The following is an 18,298-nucleotide window of genomic DNA, read 5'->3' as shown; positions in this document are numbered from 1 at the left end:
GCTACGGCAACCCGACCGGCATTTTTAACCAGCCCGCTGGTCGGGAAACTGCGCCTTTTCATCGACTTAGCACGCTAAAGCACAACCCTGACCGGGGCCGTTTGCGTTACCAACTTTCCGCCCCATACCGTGTCCGAAATAGTAGTACCTGCCGCCCTCCCGCCGCCCGCCGCTCCCCGTGCGCCGGAGGTTCCTTCGCCCCGGCCCCGTCGCTGGCTGTGGTGGCTGCTGGGCGTGGCGGTGCTTCTACTAGTGCTTACCCTGATAGCTCAGCGCATGCTCGACCCGTGGCTGCGCCGCAAGCTGGAACAACAGGTGACCACCCAAACCCACGGCCAGTACCGCCTGCAAGTGGGCGCGCTGCACACCAGCCTGTGGCAGCGCGCCATCCGGCTCAGCGGCCTGCGCCTGCGCCCCGCCCCCACCGTGGCCGACACGCTACCCCGCATCCGGCTCGATGTGGCCCAGCTTGATATTACCGGCATCGGCCTGCTGGCTCTGCTGCGCAAGGGTGTGGTACCTATCGATAGCGTGGTGCTGGATTCGGCCCGGATTGAGGTGCTGGCCTTAGCCCAAAAGCCCACCAAAAACGCTGGCAAACCACTACACGAACAGTTACCTCTCAAGCTCAAAGGCTTGGACATTGGCTACTTCGTCCTGCAACACACTCAAGCCAGCTACCAGCCCGGCGGTGCGCAAACCCAGCCCACGGCCCAGTTCCGCCGAGCCGATTTGAGCGCCCAAAACCTGCTCATCAGCCCGGCCGGCGCGACCGATTCGCAGCGCCTGGGCTACGCCAGTGGCTGGAATTTGCGGCTGCAACACGCACAGGGGTTGGCCGCTGGCCACCAGTTGGCCATAGCCGGGCTGACTATTTCAACCGCCGACCAGCTAATTCAACTTGATTCCGGACGCGTGCAACCGCTGGGCAATGCGAGCGCCGGGCAAACCCATCTCGATTTGACGCTGCCGCGCCTGCGCCTCACGGGACTGCGGGCGGCGGCCTTGCAGCGTCAGCACCGCTTTCAGGCCGATTCGCTACTGATTCAGCAGCCGCAGCTCACGGCCAATTTGCCAACTACGGGTTCGGCGGGGAATTCAAAATCGGTCACGGATTATCTCAAAAGCTTGGATTTGGCGCATTTGGCAGTGCGGGGCGGCTACGTGCGGGTGCAGGGCGCGGCGGCCAACCCCCTCATTCACGACCTGGCAGTGGCGGGCACGGCCATTCACTTCGATTCGCTGAATGCGCCCAATGCCCAGCGCATTTTCTTCGCCAAAGCCTGGGAAGTGGCCCTGGGCCGCAGCCAAACCACCGTGGCGGCGCATGCGCTGGCGCTGGGCAGTCTGCATCTATCAACCTCGAAAGGCACATTCGCGCTGCGTTCGGTACGGATTCGGCCGCCCGCGGCCGGGCAGGGCAAGCCCGGCGGTGTGCGTGTCGACCTCACGCTGCCCAGCCTGGCCCTGGCCGGGCTCGATGCCAAGGCGCTGCAACAAAAACACTTCAAGGCCCAAAGCCTGGTGCTGGACCGGCCTAACCTGCGCTTCACGCCGCCCGTGCAGCCGCCCCCGCCTTTCTGGAAGCTGCTCTCGAAGCAGTTGCACCGCTCCGAGCTGGCCGTGGTGCGCGTGAACCACGCCAACGTGCACTTTGGCCGCTGGAAGCACGCGCCCCACGTGCGCGACCTGAACGCAACGGGTAAGTCTATCCGCATCGACTCGGCGGCTAATGTTGACCCGCGCCGCATTGCCTATGCCCGCGCCTGGCTGCTGAACACCGGCCGGCTCTCCGCGCCTTTCGACCCGCCCTTTTACCGGGCCAGCAGCCAGCACGTACACCTTGACACCGACGCCCATCAGTTGGATTTCAGCGATATGCTGCTGCGCCCCCGGTTCTCTCCCATCGGCATGAACCTGCACAAGGGCTACCAGGCCCCGGCCGTCACCATCAAGGTGAAGCGGCTGGCGCTGGCCGGGCTCGATTTCGTGGGGCTGGTGAACCACGGCGACTTTCGGATGAAGCGGGCCACCGTGCAAAGCCCCGTCGCCACCATCGCCTCCGATGGCCGCGGCCCCATCAACCCGAACAAGTCCAAGATTTCTCCCGAGGAAATGCTCAACCTCAAGGTAATCGTCGACGTGCCCCGCCTCGACCTCGTGAACGGCAACCTATATACCACCTATCGCAGCCCGCTCACGCCCCTCACTGGCACCATGCGCATCACCCGCTTCAACGGCACGTTCCTCAATCTGAGCAACGACCGCCGGCACCAAACCGCCGCCACGCCCCTCACCGGCAAGGCCACCACCTACCTCCAGAACCAGTGCCGGCTTGATGCGCAGGTATCTATTTATTTGCTCGACCCCAAGGGCCGCCACCGCATCTGGGGCACGTTCGGACCCGGCCCGTTTAACATGCTCAATTCCATGACCGTGCCCACCAAGCTGGTCGAATTCAAGAGCGGCCAGGCTCAGCGCATTCGCTTCGATATGCGGGTGGACCGCCAGGGTTCCACCGGTACCATGTGGGCCGAATACACCGGCTTACAGATGGAGCTGCTGGGCTACAAGCACGAGGAAGTCAAGAAAACCCTCATCAAGCGCGTCATTTCGAAAGCCGTCAACGTCATCGTGATTCGCGACCAGAACCCGCGCAAGCGCGGCGAGCTAGTGACCGGCGAAATGAAAAGCACCCGCGAGCCGCGCTTTTCGGTGTTCGCGCTCTGGCGGCAGGGCGTGATTAGCGGGTTGTTCAATAACGCGGGCGTGCCCCAGAAAATCGCCCAGAAGTTGAGCGAAGCCCAAGACCAGGCCCCGCTGCCGAAGTAGGGATGTAGGTACGGGGTCGTACCCAGTAGGGCCTGCCCCCGTCCCTACATCCAATGACCCCGAAACCACTATGGGTATCGCACTTTCCGCCCCCCTGCGACGGTTACATCATCCGGCAGCACGGTTTTTTAGCCGGCAGGCCATCCATCGGCCGTACCTTTGCGCTTGAATACCCCGCGACCCCATGATTTCAATCTCCGACCTCGACTTCCACTTCGGTTCCCGTGCGCTGTACGACAACGCCAGCCTGCACATCAAGCCCAAGGATAAAATCGGCCTCATTGGCCTAAACGGCACCGGCAAATCGACTCTGTTGCGCCTGCTGGTGGGCGAGTACAAGGCCGACGGCGGCTCGATTTCGATGAGCAAGGAAGTGAGCCTGGGCTTCCTCAACCAGGATTTGCTGAGCTACGACACGCACGAGAGCATCCTGCACGTAGCCATGCAGGCCTTCGAGGAAGCGCTGGAATTGCAGAAGAAAATCGACGACATTCTGGTGTTGTTCGAAACCGATTATTCGGATGATTTGATTGACAAGCTGGCCACCATGCAGGAGCGGTTTGAAGCGCTGGGCGGCTACACCATGCAGGCCCGCGCCGAGGAAATCCTCGAAGGCCTGGGCTTCACAACCGAAGAGCTGACCAAGCCGCTGAAAAGCTTCTCGGGCGGCTGGCGCATGCGCGTGATGCTGGCCAAAATCCTGCTTCAGCAGCCCTCCCTCCTGCTGCTTGACGAACCTACCAACCACCTGGACTTGCCCTCCATCAAGTGGATTGAGAACTACCTGGCCGACTACGAAGGCGCGGTTATCATCGTGAGTCACGACCGGGCTTTCCTCGACCGGACTACCAATACCACGGTGGAGGTTATCGGCGGCAAGCTGGTACCCTACGCCGGCAACTACAGCTACTACCTCGAAGAGAAAGTAGAGCGCAACCTTATCCAGAAAGGCGCTTTTGAGAATCAGCAGGCCCAGATTCGACAGGCCGAGCGGTTCATTGAGCGCTTCAAGGCCAAGGCCAGCAAGGCCAAGCAGGCCCAAAGCCGTGTGAAAGCGCTGGACAAGCTGGAGCGCATCGACGACGTGGCCCAAGATGCGGCCAAAATTAACATGAAGTTTACCTTCAAGGTGGAGCCCGGCCGCCACATCCTCCGCATGGAGCACGTGACCAAGAAGTACGACCAGAAGCTGATTTTCCGCGACACGAACGTGCACATCGAGCGGGGCGACAAGATTGCGCTAATCGGGGCCAACGGCAAGGGCAAATCGACCCTCATGCGCCTCGTGGCCGGCACCGAAGCCCCCACCAACGGCAAGCACCAGCTGGGCCACAACGTAATTATGTCGTTCTACGCCCAGCACCAGTTGGAGTCGCTGACGCTGGAAAACGAGATTTTGCAGGAGATGAGCGAGGCCGGCTCTAAGCGCAACGACATGGAATTGCGCTCGGTGCTGGGCTCGTTCCTGTTCACGGGCGAGGAAGTTTTCAAGAAAATCAAGGTGCTAAGCGGGGGCGAGAAAAGCCGCGTGGCCCTGGCCAAAACCTTGATTTCGGAAGCCAACTTCCTGCTGCTTGACGAACCGACCAACCACCTGGACATGGTGTCGGTAAACATCCTGATTCAGGCGCTGGAGCAGTACCAGGGCACGTTCATCGTGATTAGCCACGACCGTTTCTTCGTGGAAAACGTGGCCACCAAAATCTGGTACATCGAGGATTTCCAACTGAAGGAATACCCCGGCACCTACAACGAGTACGAAACCTGGATGGAGGACCGCGAAAAGGCCGCCAAGAAAGCCGGCCTGCCCAGCCCCTCAGCCCCCAAGCCCCAGCCTAAGGAAGAGAAAAAAGCCGACGCCTCCCCGGCCAAAACTTCCTCGCCCGACCAGAAAAAAGCGCTGAAAGAACTGGCCGAAGTAGAAGCTAAAATCGACACGCTGGAAAAAGAATTGGCCGGCTACGAAAAGCAGCTCGCCGACCCGAAAATTTACGAGAATTCATCGCAATTGAAAGATGCGACGATGAAATTTGAGCAGGTGAAAAAGGAATTGGCGCAATTGAATGACCGTTGGGAAATGCTGGCGGAAGTATAATTTTAAGGGGCAATTAAACGAAAAGCCTCTCCTGAAGCACCATGCTTCGGAGAGGCTTTTTTATTTCAGGCAATTGCTTTAACCAGGCAAACTCTGGCTGATGTGAATATCGGGTTGCGTCCCTGCTTCGTCCTGCAGGAAGGCCACTCGGCCCGTGGCAATGTCGTGCATACCGCCAACGATTCCGACCTCTCCCTTCTCAATCATTTCTTTTAGTATCGGGCTGCGCTCCATAATTCCCCGCACTGTTCTTTTCACGTTTATCAAAGCTACTTTTTCTACAAAAGCTGCATTGTTGGATGTTCTGTTTTCCAACTCGGTTTTCTCATCAAATACTGCCGGCTGAATTTTATTGAGCAAGGCCGTTAGGTTGCCCATTTCCACGTGGTCGCAGGCACCTTTTACCGCGCCGCATTTCGTGTGGCCCAGCACCACAATTATTTTTGAGCCAGCCACCTTGCAGGCGAACTCCATGCTGCCCAAAATATCTTCGTTGATGATGTTTCCGGCTATTCGCACGCTGAAAATATCTCCCAGTCCCTGGTCAAAAATCAGTTCGGCCGAAGTCCGGCTATCGATGCAGCTTAAGATAACGGCAAACGGAAATTGCCCATCGGCCGTGTATCCGGCCTGCTCCAGCAAGTCGCGGTTGGCCTTGAGGTTATTGACGAATCGGCTATTGCCTTCTCTTAAAATCTGAAGCGCAGTCGTTGGCGTTAAGCTGGCTTGGGTTTCTTGCGTGTGCACCCTCATTTTGGTAGTTATTTTTTTGGATGGAAGAACGATAAAGCAGCTCGTCAGAACGACCGACTGAGCTGCTCCAGGCATTGCGGCCGCTTCGTTGGCAATGTAAAATAAAGCAGCGAAGCCGTTACAAAAGTTGCCCAAATCAGGTTTACCGGTCGAGATAATGGTTGGTCGAACAGATTCTGCGTCGGGCCATCAGGGTCATAAGCTCACTCATAGTCCTCTGCCGCCGTGAATGGCGCAGAGCCTTGCGGAGCAAATCAGCTGAGCCGTACCTTTCGGCCCATGCGCATCCTTCCCCTCGCTTCCCTCCTCCTCGCCACCGCCTGCGTGCCACTGGGCACCCCCATCACCAGCACCGCCCCCGGCACCCAGAAGCCCCCCGAATACTACGCCGACCGCACCCTGCGCTACCAGGACTACACCTACGCGCCCGATGTGCGCAGCGTGCAATGCTACGTGAACACCGGCCAGCCCAACGAGGTATTTCAGCCGCCGGTGGTGCCGCTGGGCCAGAGCCCGAGCATCCTATTGGAGTTCGACGTGCTGGGCGAGCAAAGCCAGCGCTACACCGCCAAGCTCATCCATTGTGATGCCGACTGGCAGCCCTCGGTGCTGACGGACATGCAGTTTCTGAGCGAAATCAACGAGTTTCTCATCACCGATTACCGGGTGGGCACGGGCACTAAGGTGCCGTATTATCACTACCGGCTGCGGGCTCCGCAGGTGAAACTGAGCGGCAACTACCTGCTGGTGGTGCAGAGCCAGGGCGGCGTGCCGGTGGTATCGCGCCGGCTGCTGGTGTATGAGAACCAGGTGAATGTGGGCCTGGCCCCGGGCATCGTCATTGGCGGGCAGGAGCGGTTCACCATGCAGCAGCTCGATTTCAGCGTGGGCTACGGCACCGTAGATTTGGTGAACCCCGCCGTGGAGGTGAAGGTGGTGCTGCGCCAGAACTTCCGCTGGGACAACGCTAAGTACAACCTACACCCCACCTTCGTGCGCGATGCCGAGCGCCGGCTCGAGTACCAGTATTTCAACTTCGAAAACGCCTTCCCCGGCCTCAGCGAGTACCGGTATTTCGATACCCGCTCCATCCAGTCGGTGGGTATTGGCGTGCTGCATGTGGACCCGCGTGCCACGCCCGTGACCACGGTGCAGCTCCAGCCCGAAGTATCGCGCAGTCAGACGGCCTACAACCAATACGTGGATTCCAACGGCCAGCGCGTGTTCGAGAGCCGCGAATACGGCAGCGGCGCCACCAATGCCGACTACGCCGACGTTCAGTTCCAACTAAAGGCCCCGCAGCCCGCGCCCGGCCCGGTCTACGTGTTCGGCGCGCTCACCGACTGGCAGTTGAAGGACGAGTTCAAGCTGAAATACGACGAGGCGCAGCAGCTCTACACCGGCCACGCCCTGCTCAAGCAAGGCTACTACAACTACGATTTTGCCGTGGCCGGCGCTACCGGCAAGGCCCCAAACGAAGCCTACTTCGAAGGCACGCACTACGAAACCGAAAACCAGTATGACCTGCTGGTGTACTACCGCCCGCCCGGCACCCGCGCCGACCTGCTCATCGGCTACAAAGCCGTGGATATGAACAGCCGGCAGTAGCCCAGGCGTGCCCGGCTTCGGCTACTTCGCGCTGAGCTGCACGCTGGTTTTCAGCGTCAGCGGGGTCATTTGTGCCCCGCCACCGTAGCCGCCGCCACCACGCATGCCGCCCCCGCCATAGCCGCCACCACCGCGCATTCCACCGCCGCCGCGCATGCCGCCACCCATGCCGCCCTGCATACCTCCGCCCCCGCCACCCTGGCCGGGCATGGTGAGCTTGCCGCCGGCCAGCGTGACGCCTACTACGGCTTTTTGGCCGGTAGCCAATGCGGGCAGCTTGTGGTAGAGCAAGCGTAGCGGCACGGCCAGCTCGTAAATCAGGTCTTCCTGCGCATCCACGGCCAAGGCGGCCTTCACGCCGAGCTGCGACTGGTTGTCGGTGAGGGTGGGCTCCTTGCTGCCTTTGTAATTAATCAGCTCCATCTCGCGCATGTTGGCAATCATGCGAGTCATGCGCTCGCGCCGGGCCATCTGGCGGTCGGTGGAGGCATCGGCCCCATTATCGGGTTGCTGGTCGCGGCCTTCAGCCGGGCCGCGTCCGCCCATCTGGCCCAGCGGGAAATGCACCCCGAACTGGTGCTGGTTGCGCCCCGTGGTATCGAGCCAGACCGTGAGGCCCAGCCGCACGATTTTAGCCTGGGTAGTAGGGTCGGCGGCTTTGATGCGCAGATACACCGCGCGGCCGTCATTCAGCACCTGATATTGCAGCTTGCTGGTGGGGTCGTAGTGCAGCGAGTCGGTCCACTCCGTGGCCAGCCCATCCACCACCGGCGGCGCGGGCACAAACCGGCTGGCGCTGCTGGCCGTGGGCTGGCGGCTGCACGCCAGAAATAAAAAAGCTGCGGGCAGCCACACGGGCCACAAACGGGAGATGGTCATCGAAAAAATTGAAAACAAGCGGGCAAAAGCAGGCGCAATGTTCTTGAGCATTGCGTGTGTTTTGGGTGAATGTGACTGGTTTGGCCGCAAACTGGCAGGAAAATGGCATAACCCTAGCGGGGCTTGCCCCGGACGGCTCCAACGCAAGGCCAGCCGCCGTCAGTATCAGGCCTAACCGTAGCGCGGCGTAACCGCATTTGCCCTGCCGACGTTGCAAGCCCATTCGCTGACCTTCACCGGTAATTCCGCTTTATTTATTCCCATGAATCTTTCGCTTCTTCCCTCCCTGCGCACCGGCGCGCTACTTGCGCTGCTGATGCCGCTGGCCAGCTCTTCCAGCATGACTGATTGGGCGGCCCGCCGCCCGGCGACTTCCCCCGTCAGAACCATTCCCGCTGCCCGCCCGCTGCAAGGTGCCAAGCCCGACCCGGCCGTTATCGCCCAGTTTGGCCTCTATGATAATGCCAAGCTGCAAAGCCTCATCTCGGCGCGGGGCAAGGCCATGACGGCCATCTCCGACCGTCCCGGCGACTACGGCTTCACCATCGTCGACTCGCCTATTATCAACGCCTTCGCCACGCCCGACGGCCACGTGTACTTCACGCGCGGTATCATGGCGTATTTCAATGACGAGGCCCAGTTTTCCGGCGTGCTCGGGCACGAGCTCGGCCACATCACCGCCCAGCACGGCAAGAAGCAGCAGACGCGCAGCACCATCGCCGGCATCGGCATGATACTGGGCTCGGTGCTGGCCCCGCGCGTGATGCAGTCGGTGGGCGGCGTGGCGCAGCAGGTGGTAGGCCTGGGCATGCTGAAATACGGCCGCGACGACGAGAACGAGGCCGACGGCCTGGGCGTGAAATACTCCACCAAAATCGGCTACGATGCCAGCCACATGGCCGATTTCTTCCAGACCCTGGAGCGCACCGAGGCCCAGAGCGGCAGCAGCATTCCCACCTTCCTGAGCACCCACCCCAACTCGGCCGACCGCTACACCCGCGTGAAGCAGCTGGCCGCCCAGGCCAAGCAAAGCGTGGGCAACCGCACCCTGGCCGTGAACCGCGACGCCTACCTACGCTCCATCGAGGGCCTGACCTTCGGCGAAGACCCGCGCCAGGGCTTCGTGGAAAGCGGCGTGTTCTACCACCCCGACCTGAAATTCCGCTTCCCCATCCCCTCGGGCTGGAAATCGCAGAACGCCCCCGACAAATTCCAGATGGCCGAGCCCAATGGCAAAGCCCTCTTAGTTTTCCTCGGAGCCAGCGGCAGCTCGCTGGATGAAGCCGGCCAGAGCCTCGCCAAATCCATCGGCTTGGCCTCGGCCAATGCCAGCAAAACCACCATCAACGGCTTCCCGGCCCTCGTGTTTGAAGGCGACCAGCAGGCCAGCGACCAAAGCAGCACGCCCGCCCACGTGCTGGCCCAGCTCATTCAGGACGGCAAAAGCATCTACGCCTTCGTGGGCCTGGCCGCCCCGGCTTCGTTCAGCACCTACGCGCCGCAGTTTCAGCAGGCCGCCCAAGGCTACGCCCGCCTCACCGATGCCAACAAGCTGAACCGCCAGCCCGAGCACATTCACATCCGCACCGCCACCGGCAATCAAACGCTGGCTTCGGCCCTGGCTGCCGCCGGGGTTCCGTCGAAGCGCTACGAGGAGCTGGCCATCGTGAATGGCATGAAAACTACCGATAAGTTGCCCAAGGGCATGCTTTATAAGGTGGTAGGTCGCTAGAATTACAAAAACGGACTTAAGGAAAAGGCCAACTCATAATTATGAGTTGGCCTTTTCCTTAAGTCCGTTTTTGTAATGTTCCTTCTACTTTAATTTTCAGCGCGATTGCCGTTTCTTCATAGGCGGCGAGCTTGTCAATTAAATCCTCACAAGATTTAAAGTATTCGGCAAATTCATGCCCAGAAACACTATCAAAATTAAGTTTAGTAATTCTGGCTTTACCCCATTCTTCGAAGTCTTTGAGAATGCCAATTTTGACTTCAAGCTGCTCTTTTGTAATGTTTAATTTACCATTACTCAATCTAGATGTGGGCGAGAGTGTTGCTTTGCCGCGAATCCAGTTTTTCCAATAAGCTGCTCCTTTTGATTGGTTACACTTTCCACAGGCGGGAACCAAGTTGTATACTTCCGTAATATAGCCTGTGGCCATTTTATTAGAAACAGCCGAAAAGAAGTGGTCCCATTCAGTGGGAGTGTCTCCACAATAAGAACAACATAAACTTCCCTTATTTTGCTGAAGCACTGCTAATGCTTCTTCAATCTCCATTGGATTGGGTATTATTTCGGGGATAACCGATTTAATAAATTCGGCTCGGATTGTACTCGACCGCCCTTTTATGCTTGCAAGAGTAGGATACCTCAAGCCAGCAACATTCCTGTTTATAGTAATTTTTGCCATTTTCGAAAAAAAATAACCCCAACCGAAATCGGTTGGGGTGATTAAAGCCCTAAATAAAGGGGATATCAGTTAAACATTAAACCGGAAGTGCATGATGTCGCCATCCTGTACCACGTATTCCTTGCCTTCCACGGCCATTTTGCCAGCTTCCTTGATTTTTACTTCGGTCTTGTATTCCTGATAATCCGGCAGCTTGATAACCTCGGCGCGGATGAAGCCTTTCTCGAAATCGGAGTGAATAACACCGGCCGCAGCCGGGGCTTTGTCGCCGCGATGGATGGTCCAGGCGCGTACTTCCTGCACGCCGGCGGTGAAGTAGGTAATCAGGTTCAGCAGCTCGTAGCTGGCGCGGATTAGCTTGTTCAGGCCCGACTCGGTGAGGCCGTATTCGCCCAGGAACATTTCTTTTTCCTCGGGGTCTTCCATGTCTGCAATCTGGGCTTCGATAGCGGCTGACACCAGCACCACCTGAGCTCCTTCGGCTTTCACGTGCTCGCGCAGGGCGGTTACGTGGTTGTTGCCGTTGCTGGCAATGCTGGCCTCGTCCACGTTGGCCACGTAAATCACGGGCTTGATGGTGAGCAGCTGCAAATCGGCCACGGCTTCGAGGTCGTCGGCCGAAGCATCAACGGCACGGGCATTGGCCCCGCCTTCAAGGGCAGCTTTGAATTTCTGTAGCGACACCACTTCCTTCTTGGCCACGGCATCGCCGGCCTTGGCGCTGCGCTCCGATTTCAACAGCTTCTTATCGATGCTCTCCAAATCTTTGATTTGCAGTTCGGTGTCGATAACGTCTTTGTCGAAAACCGGGTCAACCCCGCCGGCTACGTGCACGATATTGGGGTCGTCGAAGCAGCGCACCACGTGGATGATGGCGTCCACCTCGCGGATGTTGGCCAGGAATTTATTGCCCAGGCCTTCGCCCTTGCTGGCACCTTTCACGAGGCCGGCGATGTCGACAAACTCGATAATGGTGGGCAGCACGCGCTTGGGGTTCACGAGGGCTTCCAGAATCTGGAGGCGCTCATCGGGCACGGTGATGACGCCCACGTTGGGCTCGATGGTGCAGAACGGGTAGTTGGCCGATTCGGCCTTGGCGTTCGAAAGCGCGTTGAAAAGGGTGGATTTACCGACGTTCGGCAAGCCGACGATACCGCAGCGGAGGCCCATTTAAGTAGGGTTGAGTGTTGAATGTTAAGTGTTGAATTGCGGGCAATTCGGCCGCAAAGGTACGGCCTGTCGCCACGCAAAACGGCGCGACCAGACCAAAGTCCAGTCGCGCCGTTGAAAAACATGCCGGCGGTAAGCCACAAGTCCTAGCTGTTTGCTGCCGCTTGTGGCTTGCCGCTGCCCTAGAAGCTGTCGTCGCTGCGGTTGGGGTCGAAGGCGGGGCGCTCCACCTCGCGGCGGGGCTGGTCGCGGTCGTCGTAGTCGCGGGGGCGGTCGAGCTCGGCCACTTCCTCGGGGCTCAGCAGCTCCTCGCGCACGTAGTCCACGGCATCCTGCAGGGCATCCACGAACTTGAGGAAATCTTCCTTGTAGAGGAAGATTTTGTGCTTTTCGTACGAGACGGAGTCGTCGCCGTTCTGGCGGCGCTTACTCTCGGTGATGGTCAGGTAGTAATCCTGGCCGCGGGTGGCTTTCACGTCGAAGAAGTACGTGCGCTTGCCGGCTTTAATGCGTTGGGAATAAATTTCTTCCTGGTCGTGACGGTCGTCCACTGGAATTGGGTGGGGTATGAGTGGGAAATAGAATTGGTCGGTTGGTTGAAAGGACTAACTTACGAAAGTTGCGGTAAAGATAAACGGCGGGGGTAGCGTTGATGTTGAAGGCAGGAACGACCAAGCAGCACGTCATGCAGAGCGCAGCGAAGCATCTTGCCCGCAGTAAGTAACTCATTCGATTGGATTGCTGGTGGCGGGCAAGATGCTTCGCTGCGCTCTGCATGACGTTCTTTATGCTCTCAACTGCCCCAAACCTTTGCCCCAAAGCTCCTCTCCCGCCCCTTGCATGCCCCTCGACCTCGCCGCCATCCGCTCCTTTGAGAACCTTGAGTTTCTGGCCCGCCAGCTGGTGGATGGGTTCATCACCGGCCTGCACCAGTCGCCCTACCACGGCTTTTCGGTCGAGTTTTCGGAGCACCGCCTGTATAATCCCGGCGAGAGCACGCGGCACATCGACTGGAAGGTTTTTGCCCGCACCGATAAGCTGTTCGTGAAGCGCTACGAGGAGGAAACCAACCTGCGCGCCCACATTCTGCTCGATGTAAGCCCCAGCATGTACTACCCCGCGCCGGGGTTCGACAAGCTGAAATTCAGCATTCTGGCCGCCGCTGCGCTCACCACGCTGCTCACCCGCCAGCGCGATGCCGTGGGCCTCGTCACCTTCGCCGATACCATTGAGCTGCAAACGCCGGTGCGCTCCACCAGCACCCACCGGCACACGCTGCTGCTGGCCCTACAAAAATTACTGGAGCGCCCACCCGCGCCCAAAACCGTTCGGGGCACCGACGTGGCCGGCACCATCCACGCCATCGCGCAGCAGATTCCGAAACGCTCGCTCGTCATCCTGTTCAGCGATATGCTGGGGCGCGGGGCCGAGGAGCAGGAAGCCGCCCTGGCCGCCCTCCAGCACCTCAAGCACCAGCACCACGAAGTGCTGCTGTTCCACGTCCTCGACCGCGCCACGGAGGCCAATTTTGACTTCGCCGAGCGGCCCTACATCTTTGAAGACGTGGAAACCGGCCTGGAAATCAAGCTCCAGCCCTCGCAGGTGAAGGAGCAATACCAGGCCGCCATGACGGCCTACGAGCAGGAGCTGGCCCAACGCTGCGGCCAGTTGCGCATCGATTTCGTGCCTGTGGACGTGCGCGAACCGTTCGAGAAAGTGCTGTATGCCTACTTGGTGAAGCGCGGCAAGGTGCGGTAGAACTACTCAACTAGAACGAAAAAAGCACGGTCATGCTGAGCGAAGTCGAAGCATCTCGCGTGCCATCACTAACCCCTTTTCAATCGAAGGTCGACGTAGCCAACGATTGAGTTACTACCACACGCGAGATGCTTCGACTTCGCTCAGCATGACGTTCCAATAGCATAATTATTTCCATTCCATCCCTCAATTTCCGTGTTCTTTCTTCGCCTGCTGCTCATTTTCGGGGTTTCGCTGCTCGTCTTCGCGCCCATCACCGGCTACATTGCTTATAACTACGGCCGCTCGTTCTGGCGGTGGTTTGGTTTGGGGCTGCTGCTGCCGTTTGTGTCGGTATTTATCGCGCTGTTCATGGCCATGCGTGATAAGTGGCGGGAGGAAAAAGCCGCCCGGCAACAGCGGCCGCCACACCAGTGGCCAACGCAGCTCTAGCCGCACCGCTGCCCGCGCCCGGGTTGACCGCACGGCTGGCAGCCCTACCTTTACGGCACTGTTTAGCGCTATTTTTTCGATGATTGAGGCCCTTATTGTTATTCTGACGCCATTGTTTTTCATGCCGATTATGACGGCGTTTATGGCGTACAGCCACGGCCGCTCGTTCTGGCGGTGGTTTGGCATTGGGTGTGCGCTGCCGTATGTGTCGCTGTTCGTGGTTATGTTCGTGGTGCACCGCGACAAGAAAAAGTTGGCTCTGACTCCTGCTTAGGCCACTTTTGCAACTGATTTTCTCTGCTCACCTCTTCCCCTTTTTATGTACCAAACCCTTCTCGTTCTGCACTCCTGGTCCCGCTGGTTCGTGCTCATCTTCGGCCTCATTGCCGTGTACCGCGCCTACGTGGGCTACACCGGCCGCCGCCCCTTCCTGAGCGCCGACAACGGCATGAGCGCCGCCTTTTCGGGCTTCATGTGGTTGCAGGTTATCATCGGCCTGGGCCTGTATTTCGACCTTAGCGCCGTGGGCCTGCACGCCATGAAACAGGCCGGGGCCATGAAGGACCCCATCATTCGCTTCTTCGGCATGGAGCACGCGGTGGTGATGATTCTGGCCGCCGTGGTGGCGCAGGTGGGCCGCATCGCCGTCAAGAAAACCAGCGATAGCACCCAAAAGCACCGCAAGGCCCTGCTCTATTTCGGCGTGGCCTTGGTACTGGTTTTGCTCATGATTCCGTGGGGCATCTGGAACCCGGCCCGGCCGCTGTTTCGGTTTTAAGTCTTATGTTTGAGGCGCTACGTATATGACGTAGCGCCTCTGCTATATTGCCCAAACCCTTTTGTTGTTCCGCTCGTGTCCTCCGCGCCGAAACGTCCTTATTCCGTCGAAGACTTCTCGGAGTTGATTAACTCCCGACTCCAACGACTGGAAAGCACCCAGGAAGCCCGCCAGCGCTACGGCTCCTTATTGGCCGTGCTGCGCCAGCAGGTCGATTCGTACCGGACGCGGCGGGCGGGCGGCAAATAGCCTGGTTTAAGTCATTCAGAAAGTCAAAAGCCTTCCCGCTGCGTAGCGGGAAGGCTTTTTTTGTGGCTGTACGATTAACTGAACGTCATGCAGAGCGCAGCGAAGCATCTTTACCGCAGTAGTAAATCTGATTACTTGAGCAGTAAAGATGCTTCGCTGCGCTCTGCATGACGTTCAGTCAGTTCCGGTTCGCCCCCTACACGAACATCCCGCCCGACGCCTCCAGCCGCTGGGCGTTCAGCCAGCGGCCTTCTTCGGTGCAGAGGAAGGCCACCACGCCGCCGATATCCTCCGGCTGGCCGGTGCGGCCGAGGGCCGTTTGGGAGGCCACGAAGGCGTTGAGTTGGGCATTGTCGCGCACCACGCCGCCGCCAAAATCGGTTTCGATGGCACCGGGGGCTACTACATTGGCCGCGATGCCGCGCGCGCCCAGCTCCTTGGCCTGGTAGCGGGTCAGGACTTCGATGGCCCCTTTCATGGCGGCGTAGGCCGACGAGCCGGGCAGCGCAAACCGGGCCAGCCCCGAGGAAATGTTGATGATGCGCCCGCCGTCGGCCAGCAGTGGCAGGGCCTTTTGGGTGAGGAAGTAGGGGCCTTTGAGGTGGATGTTCATCACGGCGTCGAACTGCGCCTCGGTGGTGTCGGCGAAGCTGGCGTGCAGGCCGGTGCCGGCGTTGTTTATCAGGAAGTCGAACTGCTCGGCCTGGAAGGTGTCGTGCAGCGCGGTTTTGACCTGGGCGAAGAAGGCATCGAAGCCGGCCACATTGGACGCATCGAGCTGCAAAGCCATGGCCTGCTGGCCCAGGGCCTGGATTTCGGCCACTACACTGGCGGCTTCAGCCTGCTGGCTGTGGTAGGTGAGGATGACGCTGATGCCTTTTTTGGCGAGACTCAGGGCCATGTTTTTGCCCAAGCCACGGCTGCCGCCGGTGACGAGGGCGATTTTGGAGGTGCTCATCGAATCAATTTCGTTGGGGTGAATGATGAGGCAAAGGTCCGGCCCCTGGCCCCCGGATTTATGGTGAGTAGTTCCGTTTAAATGGTGACAGCTTCCGCAATTTCGGCGCGTTGGGCGGCCCAGGCCTGCTCGCGGTACTGCTTGGGGGTGCAGCCCTGGAAGCGCTTGAAAAACTTGGTGAAATTGGAGGGGTCGAAGGTGAGGGTGGCGGCCACGGCGGCTACGGGGTGGTGCGGGTCGAGCAGCAGCGCGCGCGCCGCGTCCATGATGCGGGCCTCGAAATAGAAGCACGGCGAATGCCCGGTGGTGAGCTTGAGGGTATTGCTCAGGTGCGTGGGGTGGATGCAGAGCCGGGCGGCCAGGTCGCGCACTTCCCACATTTCGGTGGCCCGGCCGGCCACGATGTCAGCGATGTGCTGGTCGACTTCGCGCCGGAAATCGGCGGTGATTTCGTGCTGGCGGGCCAGGATTTTTTTGGGGATAGGGGGCATATCTTTGAAAAACTTGCTATGCGGCTATTCGTGAGACTGAGGTAGCATCTGAATTCTTATTCTGACCACACATTCAATAATGAAATTTTTATTAAAGATTAAACACTGGCAGCTTTTCACGCTATTATTCATTCCTGTTCTTACTGCTGACTTTGTTACGATTAGTACACATGCATCGGGCGACTATTTCTCCTTTCGGGTATTCGCAGCGATGCTTTTATTATTTGTAGGCGTTTTCTTCAGTTGGCTTTATGCGTTAGCAACTGGCTTACAACAAAAGCTTCCCCCTACCGTGTCGATGAACATAACCCGCTTTAAAATAGCCTTGTTCATCCCCTCTGCCTACATTACATTAATCATTGCAGACATGTTCGGCGCACCGCTTGGGGCTACGAATGGGCTGACGGCATCGGCCCTCGCAGTTATCATTCCGCTCCACCTGTTGTCGATGGCCGGCATTTTTTACTGCATTTATTTTAACGCGAAATCTTTAAAAGCGACCGAGTTGCAACGTCCGGTAGTATTCGCGGATTACCTCGGCGAGATTTTTATAATCTGGTTTTTCCCAATTGGCATCTGGGCTGTCCAACCCCGAATCAATGCCCTGTTTGGTGTCAGTTCAACGAATCCGATGCTCCTATAGGCAATAAACTTATGGCGGTTGAATTATGAATTTATCCCTTTCCAAACGTTTGGCAAGGCACAATTAGCCCCAATTCCTCCCTCCCAAACATTTGAAAGGCACATTTTGCCTCAAAACCCGACTTCCAAACGTTTGGAAAGGACATTTGGCTCCAATTCCTCCATCCCAAACGTTTGGAAGGAACATTGGCCCCAATTCCTCCATCCCAAACGTTTGGAAGGAACATTGGCCCCAAAACTCAACTTCCAAACGTTTGGAAGCAGGATTTTAAACAGAATAATTGGCCGACCGGCTTATTTCCCTACCTTGCCGGTCAACCATTTATCCAATTCCTGCTCATGTTCCTTCCTTTTCTCAAAAACCCGTTCGCTACCAAAAACCTGGCCCGCGAGGACTTCCGCGACCTCATGGACGGCACCCTCACCCGGATGGCCCGGCCAGAACCAAGACGGCCGCTACACGGCCATGATTGCCGCCCTCAAACCCCACTACGATGCCTACGCCGCCCTCTTGGGCGACCAGGACGTGACCGTGGGCACGCGCGGCGGTAATACCGACGCCGTGGAAAAGCTGCGGGCCGACTTCAAGGAGTTTGCCAAAACAGAGCTGCTCGTGGACGTGCAATACGTCTTCGGCCGCCAGAAATCCAACCCCCAGGCCCTGGCCGAATTCCTGCCCCACGGTCGCTCGGAGTACAGCAGCGTCACGCTCAAAGACCTGCCTACCCTGCTCGACCGCGTGGCTACCCTCACCGCCACCTATAAGGATGACCTCGGGGCCGAGCTGGCCGACCGCGCCTTCAAATTCAAGAAAAACTACGCCGTTGCCCGCGGCACCCAGGGCGAGAGCAAAGGCGAAGTGCAGGGCGACAGCAAGGAGGAAAAAAAGCTGCGCAAAGCCGCCGCCCGCCAGCTCAAGCTGAATTTGCTCGACCAAATCACGCTGCACATCGACACCCCCGACGACGTGAAGGCGCTGTATGACCCGAAGATTTTCACGCCGACGGCGCTGAAAAAATAGCGCGAATAGTAGCGTCGGATGGCGCGGGCCTGCGGCGCGTGCCGACTAGTAGCAGGCCTCTGGCCTGCAATCGTTAAACGATTCACCACGGTGTCGTCCTCACGTCGCGGGCCGGAGGCCCGCTACTAGTGGGCACGGGCCGCAGGCCCGCACCATCAATACATCCTACGCCCCGCCGCTCCCCAGCGGCGGGGCTTTTTTGTGCCCTTCCTCAAAACAAA

Annotated in this window: 18 protein-coding genes; 11 read left to right on the top strand and 7 right to left on the bottom strand. The window is 58.7% G+C overall.

Annotated features, from left to right (window positions below):
• Nucleotides 1-129: 129 nt before the first annotated feature.
• Together ACYU70_RS00665 and ACYU70_RS00660 are read left to right on the top strand one after the other, a co-directional pair.
• Nucleotides 130-2,832, top strand: coding sequence for an AsmA family protein (locus tag ACYU70_RS00665; protein ID WP_342296265.1), 2,703 nt, complete (start codon nt 130-132; stop codon nt 2,830-2,832).
• Between the two features lie 184 nt (nt 2,833-3,016).
• Nucleotides 3,017-4,927, top strand: coding sequence for an ABC-F family ATP-binding cassette domain-containing protein (locus ACYU70_RS00660; RefSeq protein WP_342296266.1), 1,911 nt, complete (start codon nt 3,017-3,019; stop codon nt 4,925-4,927).
• A gap of 78 nt (nt 4,928-5,005) precedes the next feature.
• On the opposite strand, the gene ACYU70_RS00655 is transcribed toward ACYU70_RS00660, so the two are convergent.
• Nucleotides 5,006-5,680 (bottom strand): carbonic anhydrase family protein, encoded by a 675-nt coding sequence (locus tag ACYU70_RS00655; protein WP_342296324.1) that lies wholly within the window; start codon nt 5,678-5,680, stop codon nt 5,006-5,008.
• 279 nt (nt 5,681-5,959) lie between these two features.
• Here ACYU70_RS00655 and ACYU70_RS00650 point away from each other — a divergent pair, with 279 nt between their 5' ends.
• Complete coding sequence (locus ACYU70_RS00650) at nt 5,960-7,288, top strand: type IX secretion system plug protein (RefSeq protein WP_342296267.1); 1,329 nt, start codon at nt 5,960-5,962, stop codon at nt 7,286-7,288.
• A 21-nt stretch (nt 7,289-7,309) separates the two neighbouring features.
• Here the strand turns inward: ACYU70_RS00650 and ACYU70_RS00645 are convergent, their stop codons facing one another.
• Nucleotides 7,310-8,167, bottom strand: coding sequence for a hypothetical protein (locus tag ACYU70_RS00645; RefSeq protein WP_342296268.1), 858 nt, complete (start codon nt 8,165-8,167; stop codon nt 7,310-7,312).
• Between the two features lie 262 nt (nt 8,168-8,429).
• Between ACYU70_RS00645 and ACYU70_RS00640 the strand changes: the two genes are divergently transcribed.
• Nucleotides 8,430-9,899: a M48 family metalloprotease gene (locus ACYU70_RS00640; protein WP_342296270.1), complete on the top strand. Its 1,470-nt coding sequence runs from the start codon at nt 8,430-8,432 to the stop codon at nt 9,897-9,899.
• A 58-nt stretch (nt 9,900-9,957) separates the two neighbouring features.
• Here the strand turns inward: ACYU70_RS00640 and ACYU70_RS00635 are convergent, their stop codons facing one another.
• The 3 genes from ACYU70_RS00635 to ACYU70_RS00625 form a co-directional block, all read right to left on the bottom strand.
• The gene (locus ACYU70_RS00635; RefSeq protein ID WP_342296271.1) at nt 9,958-10,578 is read right to left on the bottom strand and encodes an HNH endonuclease; all 621 of its coding nucleotides are present in this window, start codon (nt 10,576-10,578) and stop codon (nt 9,958-9,960) included.
• 69 nt (nt 10,579-10,647) lie between these two features.
• The gene (gene ychF / locus ACYU70_RS00630; RefSeq protein WP_342296272.1) at nt 10,648-11,748 is read right to left on the bottom strand and encodes a redox-regulated ATPase YchF; all 1,101 of its coding nucleotides are present in this window, start codon (nt 11,746-11,748) and stop codon (nt 10,648-10,650) included.
• Between the two features lie 182 nt (nt 11,749-11,930).
• Nucleotides 11,931-12,299, bottom strand: a complete 369-nt coding sequence (locus ACYU70_RS00625) for a DUF3276 family protein (RefSeq protein ID WP_342296273.1) — start codon at nt 12,297-12,299, stop codon at nt 11,931-11,933.
• Nucleotides 12,300-12,588: 289 nt separating this feature from the next.
• Between ACYU70_RS00625 and ACYU70_RS00620 the strand changes: the two genes are divergently transcribed.
• The 5 genes from ACYU70_RS00620 (at nt 12,589) to ACYU70_RS00600 (ending at nt 14,965) form a co-directional block, all read left to right on the top strand.
• Nucleotides 12,589-13,506, top strand: a complete 918-nt coding sequence (locus ACYU70_RS00620; protein WP_342296274.1) for a DUF58 domain-containing protein — start codon at nt 12,589-12,591, stop codon at nt 13,504-13,506.
• Between the two features lie 195 nt (nt 13,507-13,701).
• Complete coding sequence (locus tag ACYU70_RS00615) at nt 13,702-13,938, top strand: hypothetical protein (protein ID WP_342296275.1); 237 nt, start codon at nt 13,702-13,704, stop codon at nt 13,936-13,938.
• A 79-nt stretch (nt 13,939-14,017) separates the two neighbouring features.
• Nucleotides 14,018-14,212 (top strand): hypothetical protein, encoded by a 195-nt coding sequence (locus ACYU70_RS00610; RefSeq protein ID WP_342296276.1) that lies wholly within the window; start codon nt 14,018-14,020, stop codon nt 14,210-14,212.
• A gap of 45 nt (nt 14,213-14,257) precedes the next feature.
• Complete coding sequence (locus tag ACYU70_RS00605) at nt 14,258-14,716, top strand: hypothetical protein (RefSeq protein ID WP_342296278.1); 459 nt, start codon at nt 14,258-14,260, stop codon at nt 14,714-14,716.
• 75 nt (nt 14,717-14,791) lie between these two features.
• A complete protein-coding gene (locus ACYU70_RS00600) occupies nt 14,792-14,965 on the top strand; it encodes a hypothetical protein (RefSeq protein ID WP_342296279.1) in 174 nt (57 codons plus the stop codon).
• A 196-nt stretch (nt 14,966-15,161) separates the two neighbouring features.
• Here the strand turns inward: ACYU70_RS00600 and ACYU70_RS00595 are convergent, their stop codons facing one another.
• Together ACYU70_RS00595 and ACYU70_RS00590 are read right to left on the bottom strand one after the other, a co-directional pair.
• Nucleotides 15,162-15,923, bottom strand: a complete 762-nt coding sequence (locus tag ACYU70_RS00595; RefSeq protein ID WP_342296281.1) for an SDR family oxidoreductase — start codon at nt 15,921-15,923, stop codon at nt 15,162-15,164.
• Between the two features lie 77 nt (nt 15,924-16,000).
• The gene (locus tag ACYU70_RS00590; RefSeq protein WP_342296282.1) at nt 16,001-16,414 is read right to left on the bottom strand and encodes a helix-turn-helix transcriptional regulator; all 414 of its coding nucleotides are present in this window, start codon (nt 16,412-16,414) and stop codon (nt 16,001-16,003) included.
• 79 nt (nt 16,415-16,493) lie between these two features.
• Between ACYU70_RS00590 and ACYU70_RS00585 the strand changes: the two genes are divergently transcribed.
• Both ACYU70_RS00585 and ACYU70_RS00580 read left to right on the top strand, forming a co-directional pair.
• A complete protein-coding gene (locus ACYU70_RS00585; protein WP_342296283.1) occupies nt 16,494-17,057 on the top strand; it encodes a hypothetical protein in 564 nt (187 codons plus the stop codon).
• A 465-nt stretch (nt 17,058-17,522) separates the two neighbouring features.
• Nucleotides 17,523-18,077 carry a hypothetical protein gene (locus ACYU70_RS00580; RefSeq protein WP_342296284.1) on the top strand — a complete coding sequence of 185 codons (555 nt, stop codon included), beginning with the start codon at nt 17,523-17,525 and terminating at the stop codon, nt 18,075-18,077.
• The last annotated feature ends 221 nt before the right edge of the window (nt 18,078-18,298 follow it).

It is taken from the genome of Hymenobacter segetis (assembly GCF_054776495.1).
This window is presented reverse-complemented; position numbering and strand designations above follow the sequence as displayed.